The organism is Edaphobacter modestus (genome assembly GCF_004217555.1).
GTDB classification, from domain to species: Bacteria; Acidobacteriota; Terriglobia; order Terriglobales; family Acidobacteriaceae; genus Edaphobacter; species Edaphobacter modestus.
Genome location: NZ_SHKW01000001.1, coordinates 3128502 through 3149880, shown reverse-complemented (window position 1 = coordinate 3149880; position 21379 = coordinate 3128502). Strand labels below are relative to the sequence as shown.

Here is a 21379-nt window from a genome sequence, read left to right as displayed (position 1 = left end):
CGATCAGACGACAAAGAAGCACGATAGCGACTTTGTCTCCTGAGCTGCACCTTCTGCTGGCTCATCTTTCTGCTTCAGGCGACGGGCGAGCGTTGCCGCTAGTTGCACAGCCTGTTGACGAATGTCAGGAACGGCGATGGATTCAAGAAGATCGCCAAGCCGTCCTGGGCCAAGGTTGAAGATGATCTCCGAAGCCTTACCGTTCTCGTCGATGACGGCGCCGTCACGCGAACAGTGGAATCCAGTTCCTAAAGGCCCTGACGTGACAAGCCCTCTCTTGAACAGGTTCTGGAGAAGAACTGAAGGAATGCGGCGATAGGTCATGTTCGGGCCGGTGCAATTGATGACGCGATCAACGGAGAAACTATCGTCTCCATCATGTGTCCGAATAGTTATAAAAGCGCCCGCATCGGTGGCATCGACCGCCTTCAGATGACCTTCGCGGATCTCCAAGGTGCCAATTCGTATCTCAGACGCGATGATGTCTGCAACAGATGGTGCCATGCGATGGCGTACGACCTCCCATCTCCGTTGCAGGTGCCGACGAAAGCGGCGCTGCTCTTCTACAGGGAGACGGAGCCATAGTTTGTTCGTAGTCTGGCGGAGACTATCTATTGCAGCTCTCCACTCCGCTCCCGCTCGTATTGTAGAGCGCAGGGCACGAAGATACGCGAGAGAGGTAGCTGGTGCGTCTGGAGGAATTGCGCTGAAGCTCAAGGGAGTGTAGTCGTCATGCCGATTTGGAAAGATGCCATGACGTGACACGGCGATGATCTTGCCGCGATGACCAAGTTCACGCAATCTCAGCACGACATCGACAGAGGTCAAACCCGTCCCGATCAGAGTAACCGGGGCATCGTGATCCAGTCCTTCGTAGGCTGCTGGCGACCATGCGTCGTGTTGATACAGCCCCGAATCGGTGGCGGCTTTCGTGATGCCCGGAAGAGGAGCAGGATCGAAGTTTCCGGTTGCCAGAACGATCTGGTTAGCCGGGAGCTCTCGCCCGTCATGGAAGGTCAGTATTGCTCCGGAACCGTGCAAGCGGATGTCTACGACCGTTGCGATCTCCTGCTGAAGCCCATTCGTCGATGCCAACAGAGATTGGATGTAGCGGCCAAATACCGCACGCGGAGCGAAAGTCTTTGCTGTCGCGGCCGGATCATGGTGCCTGCGAAGCCAGTCGAGAAAGTGATCCGGTTGATCGGGCAGCGCGCTGATGCTTCCAGCGGGAACATTCAGGAGGTGGCGAAGACTGGGCGTGGAATACGCCAGGCCAAGTCCAAAGTCCGGACGATGGTCGATGAGGATCACACGCGTAGCTGTTCTCTCCCGAACGAGATGAAATGCTGTGAGGGTTCCGCTTACCCCTCCTCCGATGATCGCCATTGTCTGGACCACTTCGTTGGGTGTCGTCATGCTTCGACATTAGCCGGAAGCATCCGTCTACGGAATTCGTAAATTCTTATGCGGTATAAGTGACTTTCTGATCGATCACCAGGACAACGGCGAAGCCGAAGGCGTCAGTGCCGGTGGTCCGCTCCGACTACCTCAAGCGAATGGAGCGCGAGATAGAACTCAGCCGCGGCAGCTTCAATCTCGCGACCGAGGCGTCGGCTGCGGATGAACTCCCGACCGCGTTCGTGTCCGAAGTCGAAGGCCGCGGAGAGCGTCAGAGTCTGCATGGTCGCCAGGTCTGCGGAGACCTGTTGCCGGAGTGTGCCGAGAGACGCCAGGGTTGAGGCTGCAAATACGGCGTCACGACTGGTGGCAATACGATCGCGGATCTGTCGAAGTGCCTGCGATGGACGGAGAGGCCAAAGCTGATCGAAGACAAGCCACATGGCAGCGATGCCGAGGGCGACGCCTATCACACGGTCCCGTGCAGGAGCTATCGTGGCCGAGGCGGAGAAGCCTGTGAGCGAGGTCAGAAAGAATGCAAAAGTAATCTGCACGCCAACGGAGCCGATGGAGGGGCTGCGCGAGACCCACGCTGAAAGCAGTGCTACAGCGCCAGCGAGAAGAACAAGCGACGTGATGGAGTCCATGTTCGGGAAGAAGACAGACTCGGAAAAGAGGGCGATTGCCCCGCCGATGCATGTACCACTCAAGCGAAAGATCTGCCTCTGCTTCATGGCTCCGGTCGTCGACAGTCCGGTGAACAACACGGTTACAACGCAAGTCAGAATGCCTGGCCAGGCAATGGCGTTATAGAGGGTGTAACAGATCATAGCGCTGAGCGTGAGTTTGAGCGCGTACATGCTAGCCGCGGTGTTGCGAAAGGCGTCGGGGCGAAAAAGAGCGAAGGACGTTGCCGGTTCGACCCTCGCCTGCGGAGCTGGTGCGGTTACCTGAGCACCCGTTGCGTATTGGCTGAGCCTGAGATAGAGCGACCGCGCGGCAATGGAAGCGTGCGGCGGCAATGGAAGCGGCTTGGCCGAACCTCCGAGAAGCGTCTCGCAGATACTGGCGAGTGCTGCTGCTGATGGGGCATCGTGTTCCTCAAAAGGAAGCACCGCTGCAGTATTCATCGACCGGGCCAAGAGACCGATCCGGAAGTGCAGACCTGGTTCGAGTTCGGCCCCATAAGACTTCGCCTCTTCGTAAAGCTGGTTCAGCGGAGCGTCCCCGGCCGCGGCGAGTTGCAGCAGCTTGTGGTGCAGCGCAGAGAAGGCCTGGCGGTGTGATGTTGCCGATGCGAGCGCTTGGAAGACCTCGCATAGAAGCTGCAACCGTTTGTGCAGTTCCTCATGGAGAGCCTCGGCCGGATGGCGGTTTGCGAAGAAGAAGTTGACCACTACGGCCGTGCCCAGAGCGAGGCAGAGCGAAGCGAGTTGGTAGAGCGAAGTCGTAACAATAGCGCTCGCGGAGCGATGAGTATCCCACGACGAGAGAAAAACGAAGCCGTAGAAGCCGAACATGGTGCAGACGAGCGGGAAACGAGAGGCCGCCATTCCGAAGCCGGCGGTAAAGACGAGAAGCGCGACGCCGAGGAAGCGCATGACCTCAACGCCATCAGTAGCCTGCACCCATAGGAGCACGCCGGCAAGTCCCAGAGCCGCTCCTCCAGCGATTTCCAGAGCGGTGCGAAAGGTCACGCCGGCGCTCTCGCGCTGCAGAAGGAGGATGAGCGCGAGTGCGAGGGAGATTCCGGGCAACTGCAGCACCATGGCTGCAATCATCGCCAACACGATGGCGAGCGCATCGCGAAATGTACCGAGAGTACGGCCAGGGTACGGTTTCAGTTCGTCGTGGATGGCAGTAATGAGGCGGTTCCAGCGGGTGGGCACGGGCTTCTCCTACCGCACTACGGTGATGGCGGTTGCGCCGATGCGGAACGCCTCTGCATCCGGGTTTGTTATGCGGATGCGCACCGGGAAGCGTGCCGAAAGGTGCACCCAGTTCAACGTGCGATCAACCTGCGGCAGCCCGGCGGCGACGGCACCATCTTCAGGAAAGACACCGCGCCCGACACTGTCCACTACGCCGTCAAAGCGACGGTGCGGGTTGTCCATTAGATAGACATCCACATGCGAGCCAGGGCGAATGTGTTTCAGTTTGGATTCGCGATAACTGGCAAGCACCCACCAACGACTTGTGTCGATAAGGGTGAACATGGGCGTGCCCACGTGAGCATACGCGCCCTGCGAGATGTTCATGTCGGTGACGAAGCCGTTGAAGGGCGCACGCACGGATGTCCATGCCAGATTGAGCTTAGCCTGCAGAACCTTCGCATCTTTCGAAGGGCGCTGCGCCATGAGTGTCTCAAGTGTGTCGACGGTGTGTTCTGCCTCATTGAGTTTGGATTGCGACGCCAGCAGATTGGCGTTTGCAGCCTGCTGCGCTGCAAACGCCATACGCTCCTGCGCCTGTGACTGTAGCAGTTGCGACGTTGCAGCGTGCGCGGCTTCCTCGGCTACATGAAGCGAAGTAGCCGTCTGATCTACCTGCTGCACGGTGACGAAGTGTTTCTTGAGTAGCGGCTCAATACGGTTATAGTCGTTCTGCGCGAAGCGGAGCTGTGCCTCTGCGGATATTTGCGCAGCACGAGCGCGCTCGACCGCAGCCTGCGCAGCAAGGTGGGCTCCCTCCGATGCGCTGATGTTGCTCTGCGATCCGGAGACACCAGCCGTGGCTGCACCGACGGCGGAGCGTTCTGCCGCGATGCGACGGCGTTCGTCCTCGATTTGACCTTCGAGGGTGGCACGTTCCGCCCGTGCCTGCTGCAATGCGTACTCGTACGGCCGGGGATCAATCTGGAAGAGCAGGTCTCCTTTGTGAATCGGTTGATTGTCCTGTACGTAGAGGTGCTCGAGCCGGCCTTCCACCTCTGGAGCAAACGCGATGGTGTTAGCGCGGACGGTCGCGTCGTCGGTGCGTGGTTGGCGATCGACCAGAAGGGCCGAGGCGGTGAGCACGAGGATGGCGAGGGCAACGATTACGTATCCAAGCTGGCGATAGGAGATGGGTCCTCGAGATGTCATAAGAGGAGTCCTTTCAGGCGAAGAGGCAGAGCCACAGAATGCAGGTGAAGAGAACGAGCATCGCGGGATAGATCAATGCGGGATGGCCGATGGCGTGATGCGCATGGCGGCGGCGAAGCAGGGTGTGCGCGACCGCGGTCAGGGCGACGCCCAGTACGAGACAGATCATCCAGCCGGGAAAGTAGCTGCCGAGGATCTCGAGATTCGGATTGCGGGAGCAGCCGGCGAGGCAAAGAGCGAGTGGCAGAAGAACGAAGCGTCGAGCGATCATGATTGCGTTCATGGTTGAACTCCAGCACCGGTAGCGAAGGTAAGCGCAGCGGCGCTTAGAGAGAGTTGCGCTTCCGCGTCAACTGAGGCGAGTCGGGCCTGTGCGAGCTGTCGTTCGGCCTGTACGACGTCGACAAGCGAGCGAACGCCATACTGATAGGCCTCAAGGGATGAGTCATACGAGGTCTGTGTCGAATCAAGAAAGGCCTTCGCGGCGCGCTGCTGCTCAAACGCTGTTTGTAGATCGACGTACGCCTGCCAGACCTCGCGTGTGACACGGTCCTGTTGGGCGCGCTGTTCTTCAGAGGCAGAGCGTGCTTCCGCACGAGCGGCAGCAACTTCATGGCTTCGCGCACCGTTGAATATCTCCCAGCGGAGGTTCACCGCGGCGGACCACGTGGAGACATTCGCGTAGCCGAGCTGACCCCAATCGGCCGAAGGCCAGGTGGCAGTCTGTCCTCCAGTGGCGGCGAGCTTGACGGCAGGAAGATAGGCGGCGTGTGCTGACTCGATATTCGCCTGTGCACTTTTCAGATCGTCGGCCCTTGCAAGCAGATCGGGTCGCTGCTTCCATGCGGCATGAATTAGATCATCAACCTTAGGTGCAAGCTCGTCCTCAGGTGTGAACTGATGCTGCGCAGCGAGAAGAATGTCCGTAGTCGGTTCCACACCGAGCGCCTCAGTGAGTGCAAGGCGGGATTTCTTTGCCGAGCCCTCGGCGCTGACCAGGGCGAAGCGGGCTTCGGCTACGCCCGCCTGCGCGTTTTGCAGATCGGGCAGTGTGGTGCGTCCATTGTCGAATTGGGACTGCGCATTCTCGGCGAGCGTCTCCGCGGTATGGAGGATTGTCTTTGCGGCCTCCAGGCGGCCGTTCTCAAGCTGGGCCTTCGCAAAGAGCGTCGCAGTGTTATACGCGACTTGCTGGTGCGTGCGTCCGAGACGAAGAGTCGAGGCAAGGGCGGCGTCCCGACTAGCGTCAAACCTAGCTCCGCGACGAAAGTCGAGAAGCGCGTATTCCAATTCCAGTTGCGCCTTTGCGATCGGCTGTTCCACCGTGACATAGCCGCGCGGAGCAATGGGTTGCGGGAATGGAACGATGGCGCGCACGTCACTGCCCTGTGCGGCGAAGGCCAGTACCGGCAGATAGGCGGCGCGTTCCACACCGGCGCGCTCAAGTTGCGCACGCGCCGCCGCCCAGGCAATCCGCGTCTCAGGGTTGGCATTCTCGGCTAGATCGATCAGCTCAGGCAATGAGTAGACATGATCCGGCAGCAGCTCCGGTGTCTTATCCGGTATGGACGCCGTGCATCGCTGTGCGTCACGCATCGTGAGGATACGGGTGCAGGTCGTCTGCTGGGCTGCAGCAAATGAGGAAAGCATCAGTAGGATTGGAAGGCCGGACTTCACGTTTACACCGTATACATAAGATGATGCGAAATTCTGTTAGATTCAGTTTACACTGTAAACAGCTTCGCTGTAAGGTGAGGGAGTGAAGAAGAATATGCTATCCGAAGAGATAAGCGTAAAGCAGCGGCTGGTGACAGCGACGGCACGCATCTTTGCGGAGGAGGGCTACGAGGCGGTGTCGATGCGTCGCGTCGCCGCCGAGGCTGGATACTCGCAAATGGCAGCGTATCGCCATTTCGAAAGCAAGGAAGCCTTGATTCAGCATGTCTGCGCAGACCTTTATCAACAGTTCGCCACGCGCATGATGGCAGAGATGGCGAAGACGGATGATCCATGGAAGAAGATCCATCTGTTCGCTGCGGCCCTGCTTCGATTTGCCCTGCAATATCCGGATCATTACAGCTTGATCTTCCTGGTCCGCCATCCCGACCCCAAGGTGATCGAGACTCGGGAGAGCTTGGCGCGGGGATTTTTGGCAGGCGTGCGGGAGACAGTAAGCGTGCTGCTACCGCCAGAGACGCGACCGGCTGACGTCGACGCGGCGCTGCGGCGCATGATGGCCAGTGCACATGGCACGATGGCGCTGCTTTTGGCACACCCTCAGCCCTATGCGCTCAACCGAACTAACGCACTTCGAGACTTGGAGACAACGTTTGGCCTCCTACTCGGTCGAGGGCAGGCCGGCTCGCGGAGCTAAGGCTTTCTATGTCACGGTTGCCCTTGCAATGAAGCTCTATAACCTTGGTGTTATGGAAGGTCAAAGCGGCAAGACGCTAAAAATGAATCACATCCCCCGAAAATCGTTCTTCCGGCGCATCCGTGAAGCTGACCCATGAACTATTGCGGCATTCTTCGCCGGTAATGACTCTGGGGCGTATGCAAAATCCAGTAACGGCAGACAAGCAACAGGCGCAAAATGCAACCGTTGCCAATGTTTGTTGAAGAGACAGGGACCAGATCAGCGGCCAGGTATAGCGAAAAAAATCGCTATTGTTTCTTTCCGTTCCTTGAGTTCTTCCCAACTCTCTTTGTCCATCACTAAATGATTGAAGGTAAATGGTCGCCCAGAGAGACGATTTTCTAACTACCGCTTGTGAGGCTTGTGATGCCCTTGGGTGATCCTTCGCGGCGCGTATTTGCGCCGACGTCTTACCTGATGGTTGATCCCGGAGCCCGATTCTATAGTTAGTCCGCAGGTCACCGCCGTATTATCACAGGATCATGGCGGATCTGGACCGTCGAATCGCGGTGAGTACCGCGCCAGCGAACATGAGGCGGGGGGAGTACTGGTAGCGAGCACCGAAGCCTTCGCATTCGGCCATGATCCTATTGAGAAGTGACGCGGTCCGAGAGCCGGAGTGATCAGGATGTTGGTTGGTGTGAAGCATGACGCACCTCCGTCGATCTCGAATTTCGAGGTAGTTAATTCCACAGGGGAGAGGCAGCCGGCCGATGGGAGAACCCATGGCCGGCTGTCAGGGTTAGCGTAGCGGCTCGTTCAAAGCGAGCTCTGTCGTCGTAGGTGCGGGGGTATTTGCCGCGCGAATTGCTTCCTTCTCCGCATGGCCCTTCGGAAGCTCGAAACCGTCCGACTGACCTGGCGACCACACCTGGTAGAGGAAGTACTTGCTTCCGTAGCGGTGGAATACCAGCTTGCCGCGGTCGGACGGCTTGAGCGTTAGAGTACCTCTGGCGATCAGGAGCTGCGACCTGTTCTGGGTTGTTCCGCGCAGGACCAGAACATGGCTGGACAACGCCTTGATTTCGTACTTCCCGGCGGGCATCATCTCGGAGCCGCTACGAAAGTCGAACGGGATATCGGCCACGACGTGGAGGGTGGTCTGAGCGCTGGCACGGGATGCTGGTGCAAACAAGCCGAGCGTGAGAGCACAGGCGAGGACTGAGGGGGTGAGCACGGATTTGAGAGAGATGAAGTTCATGATCGTGTCTCCTTTAGGACAGTGGTTGTGACTCCATCTGTCTACTCGTTAATGCGAAGGCCAGAAGAAATCGCGCCACGGGCACAGAGAGTTTCTTATTCCAGCGCAGACGAATGAGCAGCCAGTCTGAAAGTGCGGAAGGAGTACACTCTTTCCAAACTTGAAAGATTGGACCTCCGCCGATGCCCATGAGCAGAGATGTCCCTGAACATGATGTGACGGTGCTTTTGCAGCGGATGAGGGTAGGGGATTCCGACGCCGCGTCTGATCTCGTGCCACTCATCTACAAGGAACTCCACGCTATCGCTGCGAAACACATGCGGCATGAGCGGCCGAATCACACGCTTCAGTCCACTGTTTTGGTGCATGAGGCGTTTCTTCAACTGGCAGGCACGAGCAAGGTGGACTGGCAGAGCCGTGCGCATTTTTTTGCACTGGCATCGCGGGTGATGCGCAGGGTGCTTGTCGATCACGCCAGGGCTGCGAACGCGGATAAGCGTCCCGGCGCTCACCAGCAAGTTGAGCTTGAGTCCGGACTTGGAACTCCTGAGAAGGTAGTCGATCTCCTGGCGCTGAACGAGGCACTGGAGCGGCTTGCGACCTGGGACCAGCGTCAGTGCCAGATTGTAGAGATGCGTTTCTTTGCGGGACTCGACTTTGAGGAGATCGCCGAGGTGATGGGAATCTCCGAGCGGACGGCGAAGCGGGACTGGACGATGGCGCGGGCGTGGCTTCATACAGAGCTTACGAAGGATCCGCATGGTGCCCCATGAATGCCGAACGGTGGCGCGAGATCAAAAGTATTTTTGACGCCGCGGCGGATCTGCAGGCACAGGAGCAGGCAGCCTTTGTGCACAGTTCGGCAGGTGAAGATAGGGAACTTGAAGCCGAAGTGCTGCGACTTCTGCGAGCGAACGCCAGCACGGACGGATTCATGGAGAAGCCCGCCGCCGATTTACATACCTATATCGAACCTGTTCGCGATGAGCCTGTTCTAGAGACAGGAAGCATCTATGCGAGACGATTTGAGATCCTGAGATTCCTTAGCCGTGGCGGAATGGGCGAGGTCTACGAGGCGTGGGATACAGAGTTAGACGAGGCGGTCGCGCTTAAAACGATCCGCCTGCAGATCGCTTCGAACGTCGAGGTGATTGAGCGCTTCAAGCAAGAGGTAAAACAGGCGCGGGAGGTCTCTCACCCGAATATCTGTCGCGTACACGAGTTGTTCAGTCATTCCCTGGAAGATGGACAGCTGGTCTGGTTTCTCAGTATGGAACTGTTGCGGGGAGAGACTGTTCTGGAATGGATTCGGACCCGTGGCCCTCTTCGCCCCGCCCTTGCGCTGAGCGTGTGCCGGCAGATGGTCGATGGACTCGGCGCGGCTCATGCGGCCGGCCTTGTGCACCGCGACTTCAAGAGCAGCAATGTCATCCTCATTCCGGGAGTCACCGGGAAGATGCGGGCGGTGATCACCGATTTTGGGCTGTCCTTGAAGATGCTGAGAGCGGCCGGCGGACTGGCCGAACCGGGAGGAATCGGAACGCGCGGCTATATGGCTCCCGAGCAGGAGGAGAACGGGGAGGTGGGACCGCTCGCAGACCAGTATTCGTTGGGCGTCGTCATGTGCGAGATGGTGACGGGTTCGCTTCCTGAGTGGTCCACGCCCAAACCTCAGTCGGAAAAGGAAACCCTGAAGCTGCCGGAGAAAGAGTTTCCGGCTCGATGGGAAGGTGTGATCCGAAGATGTCTGCAGCGAGAGTCCAAGGATCGCTATCCCGCGATCGAGAATGTGGCCGCTGCATTGGCTCCGCCCGGGATCTTTGGCACTCCACGGCGCATCGTCGCGGCAGTGCTGTTGATGGGGGTCATGGCCGGTGGAGGCGTTCTCTGGTTGAGAGCCAGGAACAAGTGCCGGATCTGTGAGATTGTCCAATTGACTCCGGACACCGATGAATCGGAAAGTCCCAGCCTGTCGAGAGATGGCCACGTGATCGTCTATTCGTCCGATCGCTCCGATACCGGAAATCTGGACATCTTTCTCCAACAACTTCCGGGTGGGCGACCCTCTCGGTTAACGAGCGTCTCTGCGCGAGATGTCAGCCCGAGCATATCGCCAGACGGAAGTGCAGTAGCCTTTCGTTCCGAGCGGGACGGAGGGGGGATCTATCTGAAAGACGTTCACGCGGGAAAGGAAGTCCTGCTCGTTCCACGCGGCCGAAATCCCCTGATCTCGCCCGACGGTAAGAGCCTGGTGTACTGGACCGGCGATCCCGACCCAAGCGTTGCATCCGGTAAGGCCTTCCTGCTCCCTTTGCGAGGAGGCCAGCCTGTCCAGATTGCGAAGAGCTTTCAGGATTCGCGTCTTCCAGTCTGGAGCCCCGATGGACAAAGAATTATGTTCTCGGGATGCGAGAAAGCAGACAAGGCCTTGTCAGGATGCTCGGAGTGGTGGATTACAAGTCGGGATGGACGCAGGATCGTGAATACCCACGTCATGAGACGTCTCCGGAGTGATGGCCTCATCATGTCGCAACCTGCCGAAATATTCTGGGGTAACAGTGGGCTTGTGTTCGGCTGTGGGCCCAGTGGATTACAGGTCAACCTCTGGACGATCAAGCTGGATCCGCAGACATGGACGTCTGTAGGTGCGCCCAGGCAGCTCCTCAAGGAAAACGCCAGGGACCTCAATCCCTCCATCGCGAACAACGGAGCGATCGCGTTCACGCGCAAGTCAGGCGCACTTCATATATGGCGAATCGATCGGGCACCGCATCCGGGTGAGGTCACCCTGTCGAAGATTACGGAGGATGCGCAGATCGACAGCTCTCCCTTCGTTTCAGAGGGGGGAAGATGGCTCGTCTTCACGAGAGGAAGGGGGAGCAGGCGAAGCATCTGGATCAGGGATAACCTCGAGGTCTCCGAATCTCTGCTGGTAAATCCCGGCATGCCCACGCGATCGCCGATCGTCGATAAGACAGGCCAACTGCTGGCCTATGAACAGACCGATTTAACGAACGAAGTCACCTCCATCAACATCAGGGTGGGAGAGGGTCCGGTGCGGCGCCTCTGTCGCGGATGTGGAGCGCCGACGGCATGGTTCGATACTGATCGTGCTTTCTTCTATCGAGAGGGCATGCCTTCCGTGATCAAGATGGCGGATCCGCGCACGGGCCATTCATGGGTTGTACTGCAGGAGGATGGCGCTGATCTGAGCGATTCCAGTTGGTCCCCCGCAAACGAGATGATGCTCTTTACCGAGACAAAAGGTGATCGTAAGCAAATTTTTGCAGTGCATCTTCCCCGATCTACCGCGAAGGTAGAAGGAAAGTGGATCCCGATTCCGGATACAGGTGTTTCGCCGGAACATCCACGTTGGTCTGGCGATGGTCACACCATCTTTTACTTCTCAAACAAGGATGGCTTTTCCTGTATCTACGGGCAGGCATTTTCCCCTGAGATAGCTGAATCGGCAGGCACTTCGTTTGCTGTAGCTCATTTTCACAACCAGCGGGCATCGATCGACAACGTGTTGACGACAGCACGGAATCTTTCCGTCGACGGGGATTCGATTTACTTCAACCTGGGGGAGCAGAGTTCGACGATCTGGCTTGGATCGCTTGTGAACCGATAAAAAAAATCATGATAGTGCAGCACGCGAATCTTTCCTGGACTAGAATAGCCAAACCCTGGGGATCCAAAAAATTCTACTTCTGGAGTGGAATGATGGCGGATTACACAAAGGAACCGTTCCTATTGATCAAAGTGCCCGTGGATAAAGCAACACCAGAAGATGTTGGCGCCGCAGTGACAGCTGCGCTGAAATTAGAAGTTAATCCGTTTTTTTGGTACAACGACCCTCCCTCTGGCAGCAATGGCAATGATATACATGCGCTATCGTCGGGGTCGGGGCCGATTCCTTCTGGCAAGGGCCTGACGGTGATATTTAAAACAGAAGGCTAGTAGAGATCTGAGTACACGGGCTCCGTCGTCGACGAGGGCGAGCCATGCATTGTTGTCTGATTACTGCTCCGACTGTCACGGAGTTTCGAAGCCAAGGAGAGCTGCTAAGCGAGGCGGTGCAGTTAGCCGCTTCGCTGCCGCAGCTTGGCATTTTGAGCGTCGCCGCAGTCCTCGAGAGCTGCGGAGACATCCCTCACCTTATCGACGCAAATACAGCCTATCTGGAGTATGCCGCGATGCCGGGCGGGCTACACGCCGACACGTTTGCGGAGTATCTTGCGGAGATCGCCGTTCGCTCAAACGCCGATCTGTACGGGTTCAGTTCCATCTGCAGCACCTATCCCTTAAGCATCCGCGTGGCCCGCGCGGTGAAGAACCTCCGCCCCTACGCGATGATTTTGTTTGGCGGACCGCAGGCTTCTGTTGTGGATGCTGCCACCCTCGCTGCCTTTCCTTGTGTGGACTTCATCCTCCGCGGCGAGGTGGAGCAGACCCTGCCCTCCCTGTTCCAGGAACTTCACCGGGATTATAACTTCTCGCAAGTCCGCGGACTTACCTACCGCGACGGAACCGGGGTAAGACGGAATCCCAATGCGCCGGTGATCGAGGACCTCGATGATCTTCCACCGCCGGCATATCACCTGTCGAAGTATCTTGCCAAGTCCACGTCAGCTTCCATCGAACTCGGCAGAGGATGCCCGTTCTCCTGCACTTTTTGCTCCACCAACGATTTCTTCAGGCGGAAGTTCCGGCTTCGATCTCCTGCAAGGGTGCTAAAGGAGATGAGAGAGATTGCAGAAGTCTACGGTATCCACCACTTCAAACTGGTACACGATATGTTTACGGTCGACAGAAAGCGTGTCGTCGCATTCTGCGAGGCGATGCTCGCCTGCGATGAGGGGTTTACATGGGAGTGCAGCGCCCGTACGGATTGCGTCGACAGGGAACTGCTGGAACTCATGGCTCGAAGCGGTTGCCGGAGCATCTTTTTTGGAATCGAGACAGGCTCCCAGAAGATGCAACGGGTGATCGATAAAGATCTCGATCTGGAGCGTGCAAGGGAGATGCTCGACATAGCCGAGCAGGTTGGGATGAAGACAACGGCGGCGCTCATCACCGGCTTTCCCGAGGAGGATTGGGAGGATCTTCGCGGCACGCTGCGAATCTTCACGTATGCGGCGCGACATGCGCGGTCGCATCCTCAGTTGAACATACTGGCTCCTCTGGCAGGAACGCCGATTCACGCGGACCACAAAAACGAGATGGTGCTGGAAGAGTTGTGTTCCGATATGTCGCATCAGGGACTTACCCAGAGCCGGCAGGACCTTGCCTTGATTCGGAGTTACCCTGATATCTTTCCGAACTTCTACATGATCCCGGTGAAGGGATTAGATCGCGATGTGCTCTTCGAGTTGCGCGAGTTCCTCAGCATGACGGTCGAGTGCTTCCGCTGGCTGCTGTGTTCGATCGACCAGGCGACAGATCTGCTTTGCTTTCACGAAGAGTGGCGCACCTGGCGGGTGAAACTTCGTGGGGACCTGATCGGGTCTGATCTCCGTCGATACTATGTCGGAAGCCTCTTTCGCGGGGACTTCCTGCGCTTCCTGAGCGAGCATCGCCTCCTGGAGAATCCTGCCGTCCGTGCTTTGGTACGCGCGGAAGAAATGCTAACCGCTGCTGGAGAAGCACAGGAGAATGCTTGTGCCGAGCATGTTGCCATTGCTGTAGGCGAGCCGCTGCAGCCGGCGGACGTTCCCCGTGCCAGAGGCACGACTCGAACATTGAAGCTTGAATACAAGTTGGAGGAGATCGTCACTTCGATTGCGGCCCGAACGGAACCTGAGCAGCGGGGGGAAGTCTTCTATGCCACGCGGGTCGATGACAAGGGCACCCTTCGGTTAGTTGAGATCTCGACTTCACTGGCTGCTGTTATCAAGGTGTGCGACGGCAGCCAGACAGTTGCCAAGGTCCTCGATAGACTAGCGGACGATCTTCCGCAGTTGGAGGAAGAGGCGAGGAGCTATGTATCCAGAAGACTACTAAGCGGGGCACACGCGGCTGGCTTCGTGGATATATACCGGACTCCTGGAGGTATCCCCACATAGTTCGGCAAAAAAGTCCAATTGGATAAATGGTCGGGGTCTGCGGACAATCTTCGAACTTTCGGCCAAACAGGAATACGAGAGACTGGCCATTTCGAAACAGGGACTGGGACAAGCGGCATCAGCTCCAGTCACTAACTTCATTTGTGAAACGTGTTTAGGTGGTCCCAAACCTAGCCCGTGGAGCCACTTTTTTAGGTAGATACTCCGACTGCTTAGGCTTAGCAACCTTAGAAGTAGACGAGACGACAAGATGGAAGCCATTGAACTTCCTCCGGGCTGCCAACTCCGTCGGTCAACTCCTCTCCATTCTTGTAAGGGCGTGTAGAAAATTCCGCAAGTCCTCCATGTGCTCAACTTCGGTAGCAGGTTTGCAATTGTTGCGGTGCGGGGCGTATATTTCGACGCCGAGTGACGGCTTTCTTCGTTTGAAGTGTGAGCGTAGCTGTGAAAATTTGTCTTTCTTGCCGCAAGCGCCGCGTCCCAGTTCCCGACACGCAGCTACTGGGGTACGGCGTCTAGCTTGTCTCTTCTCTAAAGCGCCTTGAGACTTGAATCGTGTAAGGAGCTAGCCATGAGAGTGCTTGATCCCGTGTCTTTCGTTTTACGCAAGAAGGGTTGTGACATATGGTTCGTACCCTCCGATGCGACAGTCTATTCCGCCATGCAGATGATGGCCGATAAGGATGTGGGTGCGCTGTTGGTGATCGATCAAGGCCAACTCGTGGGTCTCGTTTCGGAGAGAGACTACGCCCGAAAGGTCATCCTTCTGGGACGAGGCTCGAAAGATACTCCGGTGAGCGAGATCATGGTTGAGTCGCCGATTACCATTGCGCCAGAGTGTTCCGTTGACGAAGCCATGCGGCTGATCACAACCAACCGGATTCGCCATCTTCCTGTGGTTTGCGACGGGAAGATTCTGGGAATGATCTCCATCGGAGACCTTGTGAACTGGATCGCTTTCGCCCAGGATCACACGATCGAACAGCTAGAGCACTATATCGAGGGAAAATACCCTTGTTAGGCCGGGTTATAGATCATCCGAGATCGCGGGTGACAGCCAGGATGACATCCCAAAGTGGTGCCGGGTAGACGCCCAGCAGCAATATGAGAGCGGTAAGAGCTGTGAGCGCCAGGGTAGCTGGGAGAGACAGTTGCTGTGTGGATGACTCTCCCTCGAGGCCAGGGCCTCCCGGTTGGGAGTACATAGCGACGATGATGCGCAAATAGTAGAACAGACCGATGGTGCTGCTGACGACCAGGGTGAAGAGAAGTAGCCATCGGGATTGTGAAGCGCCGGCCGCAATGACGTAGAACTTACCGAGGAATCCCGCAGTGAGTGGAATCCCTGCAAGTGAAAGAAGCGTTGTGGTGAAGGCACCTGCAAGAAGCGGTCTCTTCCAGAAGAGTCCACGGTAGTCGTCGATAGAGGCGGCTTCGCATCGCGTCCCGGACACCACGGTCATCAGGCCGAAGGTGCCGAGAATCGTCGCTGCATAGGCGATCAGGTAGTAGGTGGCTGCCGGGGCACCGAGTGGTCCTCCAGCGAGCAACGCGACCAGCAGATAACCCATATGAGCAATCGATGAAAATGCAAGAATCCTCTTGACGTTGGTCTGCAAAAGCGCAAGAAGGTTTCCCGCCAGCATGGAAGCGATCGCAATGATCGTGAGGACGAGGCCCAGCGCTCCCGATAACCCCCCATCATGCACATGGAACCAACGCAATAGAAACGCAAACATTCCAGCCTTCGATACGGTGGCAATGAACGCCGTAACCGGCAAGGGCGCGCCTTCGTAGACATCCGGCGTCCAGAGTTGAAATGGAACGACCGCCAGCTTGAACCCGACGCCTGTTAGAACAAGCATCAGGCCCGTCATAAGAGAAACGGTGTTTGCAGACCCTGTAGGGCGGATCATCGCCGCAGCGAACTGAGAGAGATCCATCGACCCCGAATCCGCATAAATCAGCGCGAGACCAAACAGCAGGATGGATGATGATGACGCAGCAAGAACCAGATACTTGATTCCTGCTTCGATAGACGCGCTCTCGGTTCGTACGTATGCGATCAGGCTGTAAAGTGCTACGCTCAGCAGCTCCAATCCAAGGAAGAACGACACAAAATTGAGGCTGACGACAAGCACCATTGCGCCTGTCGTTGCCAGCAGTACAAGCAGATAAAACTCCTCCGGACGTTCCTGGCGGCGCTTCAGGTAGTCATAGCCGAACAGGAATACAAATGCTGCCGCACCAAGAAGAATCGCCATGTAGAGACGTGAATAGGAATCGAGAACTAAAAGGCTGGTGATCTGCCGCGGTTCTGCGGATGCAGTGAGCGAAAGGCTCGCCGCGGCCACCGCCACGCCGATCAGCGAAATTATGACGGCAACTTTGTGATTGCGCCGGATTGCGATCGCGATCATCAAAACGACTGCGGTCGCCGAAATCGTAAGTAGCGGCAGCAACGCAATAAAATCAGCGGCATTCATTTCTTATCTCCTAGCGAGCTCTTGCGGGAACGCACTTTGCTGCACGGCAGCCAGGCTGGGACGCAGTGTGTTCAAGATTGGTTGCGGGTAGAGGCCGATCCAAAGGAGGCAAAGGATCATTGAACCCAGGATCGTCGATTCGCGAAGGCGCATGTCCGGCAGACTCCAATGATGCAGGTTCGGGCCATGGAACGCGCCCTGAGCGAACCTCAACCCATAGAGCGTGGCCGCGAGAAGGCCCAGGGTCGCTACAACCGTGAGACTGATGTTGGCTCGATACGCCCCAAGCAGAACGAGAAATTCACCTACGAAATCGCCGAGTCCTGGAAGTCCGAGCGAGGCCATGGCAAACAGGAGCCCCGCCCCGCTGAGCGCAGGCATGGTCTCCCAAAGGCCACCCATCTGTGATATCTCGCGGGTGTGCATCCTCTCCTGAAGCAGGCCGGCAAGAACGAACAACGCGCCCGTACTGATTCCATGGCTAATCATCTGGATCACGGCTCCTTCGAGCGCAATTTCATTTCCCGCGAAGATTCCGAGGAGCACGAATCCCATGTGGCTGACGCTGGTGTAGGCTACGAGCCGTTTAAGATCGGTTTGACCGACCGCAAGTACTGCTCCGTAAAGAATTCCGATCACGCCGACTGTCATCATGAGGGGAGCCAATTCGCGCGACGGGCCTGGAAAGAGAGGCAGCACGAAACGGATCAGCCCATACGCGCCCGTCTTCAGTAGAAGTCCAGCCAGGATGACGCTACCGGCGGTGGGAGCTTCGGTATGTGCATCCGGGAGCCAGGTGTGAAAGGGAAATGCGGGTAGTTTCACCGCAAACGCGACAAAGAACCCGAGCATCAAAAGACGTGCTGAACGGGGAGACAACGTTGTATTGAGCAACTGTTCATAGTCGAAGGTGAAAACGCCGGTTGCGTGCTGGTGGAGAACAGCCAGCGAAATGATCGCGATCAGCATCAACAGACCGCTCAGTTGCGTGAAAAGAAAGAACTTCGTTGCTGCATAGATCCGCCGTTCGTGGCCCCATATGCCGATCAGAAAGTACATTGGCACGAGCATCAACTCCCAGAACAGGTAGAAGACGAACAGGTCCGCAGCCAGGAACACACCGGTTATGCCTGCCAGTACCCAAAGCAGGTTGAAGTGAAAGAAACCAACTCGCTGCCGGATCTCCGTCCAAGAGGAAAGAATGGCCACGATGCCTAGAAAGTAGGTCAGGAGCAGCAACGCCAGGCTAAGGCCATCGAGTGCCAGATGGAAACGGATACCAAACTGCGAAATCCAATTGAAATTGCATTCTTCCAACCAGCGTTGCGTCGCGGGCTGCGACCGTCCAGTGTTGGCAATCCATACACCGATGGTGACCGCCAGATCCGCTCCCACGCTTGCGACAGCAATCCAACGTGCCACTGTTACGTGCCAACGAGCGACGATCCACGATGAGATACCACCGACGAGAAGAATCAGAATCAGGCTGAGCAGGATCATCACAATACCTCATCGGGCAAAGAATGCGATCGCAAGGATCGCGGCAGTTCCCATAGCAAGTCCCATTGCGTACCAACGCACATGTCCGGTCTGTATCCGCCGCAAAGTCCGATACCCAAGCACCGTAATCTCGCCCAACCCACGGATCGGCACGTCCACAATGTCGCTCTTGCTCTTTCGTGTCAGCCATTGGAACGGGCGAACGAACAGCTGGTCATATATCCGGTCGAAGCCCCAGCCTGAGAGCCAGAGCCTCGGCAGGAAACCCTGGGCGGGCAGCCGCGAACGGTGTGGTCCATAGAGAAGGTACGCCAGCACGAGGCCGAGTCCGAACGACAGACTGGCACAGAGGGCCGTGATGGTTTCAGTAATCGGACCTACGTGAACCTCTTCGAGCGGAGGCAAAGCGCTGCTTAGAAAGTTTGAGAGTGCGGGGACGCCGCCAAAGTGTGGAGGAGTATCCACATACCCACCCAGTAGCGACAAAACACAAAGTGCGACCAGCGCGATGCGAACAGAGAGGCCGCTTTCTGCTTTCACGTGTGCCTGCTGTGGGCCGTAGAAGGTCAGAGAGATCAGTCTGAAGGTGTAGAGCGAGGTAAGCATGGCTCCCGTCATGCCCGCGATCCAGAACAATACATTTCCATTCGGACCTGCCCAGGATTGCCATAGGATGAGGTCCTTACTGAAAAAACCAGCGGTTATCAGTGGCAGGCCGGCCAGTGCCGATCCGCCGATCACGAACGACCAGAATGCGAGTCGCAGTTCGAAGCGGAGCCCGCCCATGCGGTAGAGGTCCTGCTCATGTACGGCATGAATGACGACTCCCGCAGCCAGAAAGAGCAGCGCCTTAAAGAAAGCGTGCGTCATAAGGTGAAACAGGGCAGCCGACCAGGCACCCAGTCCGAGCGCGAGGAACATGTAACCGATCTGACTGATGGTGGAGTACGCCAGCACTCGTTTCATATCACGCTGGGCAAGTGCGCTGAAGGCGGCCAAAAGCATCGTGGCGGTGCCAATGATCGCTACGGCAAGCTGGACAGGAGGAGCCAATGTGAAGAGCACGTGCGTGCGTGCAATCAGATAAACTCCCGCGGTGACCATGGTCGCCGCGTGAATGAGTGCGCTGGTGGGCGTGGGGCCGGCCATCGCGTCCGGCAACCAGGTCTGGAGCGGCAGTTGCGCGGATTTACCAACTGCCCCGCCGAGTAAAAGCGCTGCTGCCGCCACAGCGACCCCACTGCCCGAACTCCACTGCGCTGAGGCGCGATGCATCAACTCCTGGATGTCCAGCGTCCCCAGCCGCGTAAACAGGAGGAATAACCCTACGGCGAAAGCGGTATCGCCCACCCGGGTCACGATAAAGGCTTTGCTCGCTGCGCGAACGGTCGCTGGATCCCGATACCAGAAACCGATCAGCAGAAAGCTGCAGAGCCCGACACCTTCCCACCCCAGGTACAGCAAGAGCAGATTGTTCGCTAGCACAAGCGTGATCATCGACGCTGCAAAAAGGTTCATATAGGCGAAGAATCGCGCGTACCCTTCATCGTCACGCATGTACTCAACGGAATAGAGATGAATCAGGAAGCCGACAAACGTGACGACCAGAAGCATGAGAAGCGCAACAGAATCGAGATAGAGTGCGACCTCGGGTCTAAATCCACCGCTATTCATCCACGTCCACAGGTGCTGCACATAAGCGTTGCCGGCAGGTGGCGATGTTACGAACTCTGCGCCAATCAACAAAGTAAGTGCCGCGGAGAACCCGATGGAGCCGGCACCCGAGATCGCGATGATTTTGCGGGGCAACCGGGAACCGAACAGCGCAAGTACTGCAGCACTTGCAAGCGGAACAGCCGCAACAAGCCACAATAGTTGGAACATGTTCAACCTCTCAACCTGCTGGCGGCGTCCACATCCAATGCGGCTTGTCGCTTGTGGAACAGGAGTACGAAGCCCAGCCCGACAGAAACTTCGGCGGCTGCCACGGCGAGAATAAACAGAAACATTACCTGACCGTCCGGTTGCCCCCAGCGGGAACCAGCCGCGACAAAGGCCAGGCCGCTCGCATTGAGCATGATCTCAATGCACATGAGCGTGAAGATCAGGTTCCGCCTCGTCAGAAGCCCGGCGAGACCCAGCGCGAACAAAATCGCCGCCAGAATCAGCGCGTGTTGTATCGGCACCTGTTGCATGTCGTTCCTCCTCTCTTGTGATTGCACGGTGTCCCAGATGACATGCTCCGACTAACCCCGCCATCAACAACAGAGACACTAGTTCGACTCCGATCCAGTAAATCCTGAATAACGCCACGCCGACTTGCTTTGGACTTACTGCGTTAGCCAGCGAAGGCGTGCTGCCGAATGTAAAAGCGCAGTAGGCCAGCTCTGCCAATAGGATCAGAGCGAGAACGGAAGGCCCATACCAGTTTCGAGGTCTCAGCCACTCGCGCTCCACTTCCATAGCGTGCTCGGCGACGTTGAGCATCATCACGACGAACACAAAGAGCACCATGATGGCACCCGCATAAATCATGACTTCAAGCGCTGCCACAAAAGCCGCCCCCAAAGCATAGAAATCCACGGCGATGGCGAGCAGCGACACGACCAGATAGAGCAGTGCGTGGACCGCGTGGCGTCGGGTGATGGCGAGCAGCGTAGCAATGACGGCAACAATACCCGCGAGATAGAAAAGTGTGGTCATGGCTCATCCTCAAGGCATCAGGCTGTGAGTGTCGACGGGTGCAGTTTCGTTCTCAGCTTCTCCTTTGTCTTTGCCACCAATTGCGACTCCGGCCACGCGCCAGAAGTTGTAATCTGGATACTTTCCCGGGCCTTCAATTTGCAGGTCAGCTTTCTCGTAGACGAGATTCTGCCGTTTGTACTCACCCATCTCGAAATCTGGTGTTAGCTGAATCGCATACGTGGGACACGCTTCTTCGCAATAGCCGCAGAAAATGCAGCGGGAAAAATTGATCCGGAAGAACTCCGGGTATCTCCGACCGTGCTCATCCTCCGTTGCCTGCAGAGAGATGCAATCCACCGGACAGGCGACGGCGCAGAGATTGCAGGCGACGCAGCGTTCTCCTCCGTCGGGGTCCTTCGTAAGGACAATGCGACCCCGATACCGAGGCGCGAGATAGGGCTTTTCCTCCGGGTATTGAACGGTCACGCGCCGCGCAAAAGTGTGCAGGAAAACCTCCCACAAAGAGCGCACGAGGCTGAGCACGA

The 21379-nt window shown here is 57.2% G+C and carries 18 protein-coding genes; 6 read left to right on the top strand and 12 right to left on the bottom strand.

Features of this window, described 5'->3' with window-relative positions; genetic code table 11:
* Positions 1–3 precede the first annotated feature (3 nt).
* From BDD14_RS13260 to BDD14_RS13240, 5 genes are all read right to left on the bottom strand, one after another.
* Positions 4–1416, bottom strand: coding sequence for an FAD/NAD(P)-binding protein (locus BDD14_RS13260; RefSeq protein WP_130419217.1), 1413 nt, complete (start codon positions 1414–1416; stop codon positions 4–6).
* A 104-nt stretch (positions 1417–1520) separates the two neighbouring features.
* The gene (locus BDD14_RS13255) at positions 1521–3287 is read right to left on the bottom strand and encodes an FUSC family protein (protein ID WP_130419216.1); all 1767 of its coding nucleotides are present in this window, start codon (positions 3285–3287) and stop codon (positions 1521–1523) included.
* A 9-nt stretch (positions 3288–3296) separates the two neighbouring features.
* Positions 3297–4481 (bottom strand): efflux RND transporter periplasmic adaptor subunit, encoded by a 1185-nt coding sequence (locus BDD14_RS13250; protein WP_130419215.1) that lies wholly within the window; start codon positions 4479–4481, stop codon positions 3297–3299.
* 13 nt (positions 4482–4494) lie between these two features.
* Positions 4495–4764, bottom strand: a complete 270-nt coding sequence (locus BDD14_RS13245) for a YtcA family lipoprotein (protein WP_130419214.1) — start codon at positions 4762–4764, stop codon at positions 4495–4497.
* Positions 4761–6131: a TolC family protein gene (locus BDD14_RS13240; RefSeq protein WP_207231732.1), complete on the bottom strand. Its 1371-nt coding sequence runs from the start codon at positions 6129–6131 to the stop codon at positions 4761–4763. The genes BDD14_RS13245 and BDD14_RS13240 overlap by 4 nt, the downstream gene beginning before the upstream one ends.
* Positions 6132–6240: 109 nt before the next feature.
* On the opposite strand from BDD14_RS13240, the gene BDD14_RS13235 reads away from it, so the two are divergent.
* Entirely contained in the window at positions 6241–6855 is a 615-nt protein-coding gene (locus BDD14_RS13235) for a TetR/AcrR family transcriptional regulator (protein WP_130419212.1), read from the top strand.
* A 784-nt stretch (positions 6856–7639) separates the two neighbouring features.
* Here BDD14_RS13235 and BDD14_RS13230 read toward each other — a convergent pair.
* Positions 7640–8098: a hypothetical protein gene (locus BDD14_RS13230; RefSeq protein ID WP_130419211.1), complete on the bottom strand. Its 459-nt coding sequence runs from the start codon at positions 8096–8098 to the stop codon at positions 7640–7642.
* 188 nt (positions 8099–8286) lie between these two features.
* Between BDD14_RS13230 and BDD14_RS13225 the strand changes: the two genes are divergently transcribed.
* From BDD14_RS13225 to BDD14_RS13205, 5 genes are all read left to right on the top strand, one after another.
* A complete protein-coding gene (locus tag BDD14_RS13225; RefSeq protein WP_130423086.1) occupies positions 8287–8871 on the top strand; it encodes a sigma-70 family RNA polymerase sigma factor in 585 nt (194 codons plus the stop codon).
* Positions 8868–11729 carry a protein kinase domain-containing protein gene (locus BDD14_RS13220; protein WP_130419210.1) on the top strand — a complete coding sequence of 954 codons (2862 nt, stop codon included), beginning with the start codon at positions 8868–8870 and terminating at the stop codon, positions 11727–11729. Before BDD14_RS13225 ends, BDD14_RS13220 begins: the two co-directional genes overlap by 4 nt.
* Positions 11730–11818: 89 nt before the next feature.
* Entirely contained in the window at positions 11819–12058 is a 240-nt protein-coding gene (locus BDD14_RS13215) for a hypothetical protein (protein WP_130419209.1), read from the top strand.
* Positions 12059–12102: 44 nt separating this feature from the next.
* A complete protein-coding gene (locus BDD14_RS13210; protein ID WP_130419208.1) occupies positions 12103–14163 on the top strand; it encodes a B12-binding domain-containing radical SAM protein in 2061 nt (686 codons plus the stop codon).
* Positions 14164–14734: 571 nt separating this feature from the next.
* A complete protein-coding gene (locus tag BDD14_RS13205) occupies positions 14735–15184 on the top strand; it encodes a CBS domain-containing protein (protein ID WP_130419207.1) in 450 nt (149 codons plus the stop codon).
* Between the two features lie 13 nt (positions 15185–15197).
* Here the strand turns inward: BDD14_RS13205 and BDD14_RS13200 are convergent, their stop codons facing one another.
* The 6 genes from BDD14_RS13200 to nuoI are packed head-to-tail and all read right to left on the bottom strand — an operon-like array spanning position 15198 to position 21377.
* Entirely contained in the window at positions 15198–16649 is a 1452-nt protein-coding gene (locus BDD14_RS13200; RefSeq protein WP_130419206.1) for an NADH-quinone oxidoreductase subunit N, read from the bottom strand.
* A 3-nt stretch (positions 16650–16652) separates the two neighbouring features.
* Positions 16653–18149 (bottom strand): NADH-quinone oxidoreductase subunit M, encoded by a 1497-nt coding sequence (gene nuoM, locus BDD14_RS13195; RefSeq protein ID WP_130423085.1) that lies wholly within the window; start codon positions 18147–18149, stop codon positions 16653–16655.
* 9 nt (positions 18150–18158) lie between these two features.
* Positions 18159–20033, bottom strand: a complete 1875-nt coding sequence (gene nuoL, locus BDD14_RS13190; protein ID WP_130419205.1) for an NADH-quinone oxidoreductase subunit L — start codon at positions 20031–20033, stop codon at positions 18159–18161.
* Between the two features lie 2 nt (positions 20034–20035).
* Positions 20036–20344 (bottom strand): NADH-quinone oxidoreductase subunit NuoK, encoded by a 309-nt coding sequence (gene nuoK, locus BDD14_RS13185; protein ID WP_130419204.1) that lies wholly within the window; start codon positions 20342–20344, stop codon positions 20036–20038.
* A complete protein-coding gene (gene nuoJ, locus BDD14_RS13180) occupies positions 20232–20852 on the bottom strand; it encodes an NADH-quinone oxidoreductase subunit J (protein ID WP_130419203.1) in 621 nt (206 codons plus the stop codon). The genes nuoK and nuoJ overlap by 113 nt, the downstream gene beginning before the upstream one ends.
* Positions 20853–20861: 9 nt before the next feature.
* Entirely contained in the window at positions 20862–21377 is a 516-nt protein-coding gene (nuoI, locus tag BDD14_RS13175) for an NADH-quinone oxidoreductase subunit NuoI (protein WP_130419202.1), read from the bottom strand.
* Positions 21378–21379 lie beyond the last annotated feature (2 nt).